The organism is Kaarinaea lacus (assembly GCF_975902315.1).
In genome coordinates this window covers 1-3,225 of record NZ_CDLKIE010000126.1, presented here as the reverse complement: position 1 = coordinate 3,225, position 3,225 = coordinate 1, and the positions used below count along the sequence as shown (strand labels likewise).

The 3,225-nt window shown below is 46.3% G+C and carries 3 protein-coding genes; 1 reads left to right on the top strand and 2 read right to left on the bottom strand.

Annotated features, from left to right (window positions below):
• Positions 1-310: 310 nt before the first annotated feature.
• On the top strand, positions 311-748 hold the full coding sequence (locus ACWVCM_RS03515) for a cupin domain-containing protein (protein WP_455200326.1): 438 nt from the start codon (positions 311-313) through the stop codon (positions 746-748).
• Between the two features lie 6 nt (positions 749-754).
• Here ACWVCM_RS03515 and ACWVCM_RS03510 read toward each other — a convergent pair whose 3' ends face one another.
• Complete coding sequence (locus ACWVCM_RS03510; RefSeq protein ID WP_455200325.1) at positions 755-1,993, bottom strand: cation:proton antiporter; 1,239 nt, start codon at positions 1,991-1,993, stop codon at positions 755-757.
• Positions 1,994-2,041: 48 nt separating this feature from the next.
• Positions 2,042-3,225, bottom strand: a 1,184-nt coding sequence (locus tag ACWVCM_RS03505) for a UbiH/UbiF/VisC/COQ6 family ubiquinone biosynthesis hydroxylase (RefSeq protein WP_455200324.1), incomplete at its 5' end; no start/stop codon positions are given.

Below are 3,225 nucleotides of genomic sequence, written 5' to 3'. Positions count from 1 at the left end.
TGTTTGCTAAATTCATTGATAACAGGTTTCACAAACTTATCGCTGCGACCGGAATAAACTACAATAGAATCAGCAGCTTGAATGATCTGGCTAACAATTAATAGTGCTGTAAGGGCGAGGGAGCGGACGACGAAGTTCATGGTTATCTGGTTTCCTTAATAATATTAATGATAGTTCTTAATGCAAATGATAATGATTCTCATTTAGATTATCAACTACTTTTTTGAAAAAAATGAGTGGCCGGAGAAAAGTGAAAAAGATGTTGAATCGAACCGAATCCATTTTATTGGCGTAACCAGGAGCGTTTGTAATGGACGAATATGATAGTGGAGTAAATACAACAACGGCTGAATACGGCACCGAAATCGTTACTGTGCGACCCTCTCAGGAGGTGCTCACCCGGCAACAATTGCCTTATTTCCTGGGGATTTCACGCAACACCGTGGGTGCGAAACACCTGTCCATGAACCTGGTAGTGATTCCCCCTGGCGCCAGGGCGGAGCCACACTATCACAAGGATTTTGAGACCGGGATTTATGTGCTGCAGGGGCGAGTGGAAACTCGCTACGGGGAAGGGCTCAAGAAATCCGTAATCAATGAAACTGGGGATTTCGTGTTTATTCCACCTAACCTTCCGCATCAACCGATAAATCTTAGTAATACGGAGACAGCGATCGGCATTGTGGTGCGCGACGATCCCAATGAGCAGGAAAATGTGGTGCCTTACCAGTTAAATGAAAAACGTTGAACCGGTTTATGATGCAGCACTGGCGCGCACCAGTTTACCAATCGTTAAGCCCTGTACCACGATTGAAAAGATGACCACTACATAGGTCAAAGAAAGGATTAGTTCTCGCTCCGCGCCGTTGGGTAATGACAGGGCGAGCGCTACGGAAATGCCACCCCGAATACCACCCCAGGTGAGAATTTTTACGACATGCGGGCTGAACTCCCGTTTGAACCGTAAAATTCCAACGGGTAAACCGACACTAATGAACCGGGCAATGATTACAATAGGAATCATTAACAGGCTGGCAAACAGATAGTCATCAATAAAAGTCAGTACCAGTAATTCAAGGCCGATCAGTACAAACAATACTGCATTTAATATTTCATCCACTAATTCCCAGAAAGTATCAAGATGCTCTCTGGTGTATTCTGACATGGCAAATTGGCGACCCTGGTTGCCAATAATCAGTCCTGCCACCACCATTGCCAGGGGCGGCGATACGTGGATTGCAAAAGCCAGTGCATAGCCACCCATAACCAGTGCCAGCGTGAGCAGAATCTCGACCTGGTAATTGTTCACGTTTTTGAGCATATAGTAAGTGATAAAACCAATCACCAGGCCATAGATAATACCGCCTACGGCTTCTTCAACGAATAATAAAGTTACATGGCCCGCCGTCATTTCTGTGTCACTGGTTGCTATGGAAAGCAAGACAAGGAAAATTACCACGGCAACTCCATCATTAAAGAGTGATTCGCCGGCTATTTTGGTTTCCAGTGTTTTTGGTGCGCCCGCGATTTTCAATATGCCCATGACGGCAATGGGGTCAGTGGGCGAAATTAGTGCGCCAAACAACAGGCAATAGATAAACGGCAGTTGAATACCCATCCAGCCCAGTACATACCATGTCGCTGCGCCAATTAAAAACGTGGATAAGGTAACACCGAAAGTTGCCAGTATAGCTATTATCCATTTTTGATTGGCAAGGTCACTCAGGTTGACATGCAACGCACCTGCGAACAATAGAAAGCTCAACATGCCATGCATAAGCGTGGTATTAAAATCCACGCTGGCTAATATTTCCTGTGCGTATTGTTCAATACTGGTAAAGCCAAGGTAACCCATAATGAGTAATGCCATTGACATGAGCAACGCAATCAGCATTAAACCGATCGTGGTGGGCAGGCGAATATAACGATGGTTGATATAACTGAAAATTGCCGCAAGCGTGACAAGGATGGCGGCAAGGTTAAGTATTTTCATGAATAAAATTACTCTTTGCGAGAATGCAGTCTGTTGTTATTGGGTGCGTTATAATCGTTCGCAGCGTGCCAGTTTTGATAAATCGCCCTCCAGCCCCATCGCATGGCGGATGATGGCATTTTTAACCGGCGCAATATTATTGGCCAGGTTCAATCCGGTATTGCGTAATGATTTTAATAATACGTTGTTGTTGCTAAATAAGGTCTTGAATCCCGTCATCGCAGATAGCATAGCGAGGTTATCTCCTTTGCGCCATCGCTCATAACGTCGTAGTGATTTGAAACTTCCTATGTCTTTTTCTGCTTTCTGGGTATCAATGAGAACCTCTGCCAGGGTTGCGGCATCGGCGAAACCGAGATTAACGCCTTGTCCTGCAAGGGGATGAATAGTGTGGGCGGCGTCACCAATAAGTACCAGCCGATTTTTAACATAATTTTTTGCATGTTGACTGCGCAAGGGAAACTTTGCTCTTGGGCTGGCTTCCACTATCGCTCCCAGTTTATTGTCAAATCCTTCGGCCAGGGTTTGTTTGAATGTGTCATCATCCATCGCTAACAATGATTCAGCGTGGTCAGGGGTCGTACTCCAGACAATAGAACTATAACCATCGGATAATGGCAGGAAAGCTAATGGCCCAGTCGATAAAAACCGTTGCCAGGCAGTTTCCTGGTGATAGCGTTGAGTCTTAATGGTAGCTACAACAGCCGTTTGTTTGTAGTCAGTGGACTGAATACTAATACCGGCTTGCTCTCGCACCCAGGAGCGACCACCATCAGCACCGACGATTAAGCGGGCGCGTATTTGAATTTGATTGTCCAGGGATAAAGTAACATTGTCCTGGCTGATATTGAGTGCAGTGGGTGTGGCTGGTTGAAACCACTGGATGTTAGTGAAAGTCTGTAAGTGCTTATATAGCGCGGTTTGGATAGCACTGTTTTCAATGATATGTCCCAGGCAGGCTTGACCAATATCGGCGCTGTCAAAATGAATAACACCATCACCTGAGCTATCCCAGACATACATTTCGCGGAACGGGCTGATGCGCATGGCTTCGATATCCTGCCATACCCCCAGTGTTGCTAATATATGTTGTGATGCACGCGTAATGGCACTCACACGCATATCAAACTGCTGCTGGTTCCATGTGGGTGCCTGCGGTGCGGCTTCAACCATGGCAATGGACAGGCCGTGATCCGCTAGTGCGTTGGCCAGCAGCAGGCCCACCATGCCGC

Coding starts and splice junctions, on each gene's coding strand:
- ACWVCM_RS03515 (WP_455200326.1), top strand. CDS start 311: ATGGACGAATATGATAGTGGAGTAAATACAACAACGGCTGAATACGGC.
- ACWVCM_RS03510 (WP_455200325.1), bottom strand. CDS start 1,993: ATGAAAATACTTAACCTTGCCGCCATCCTTGTCACGCTTGCGGCAATT.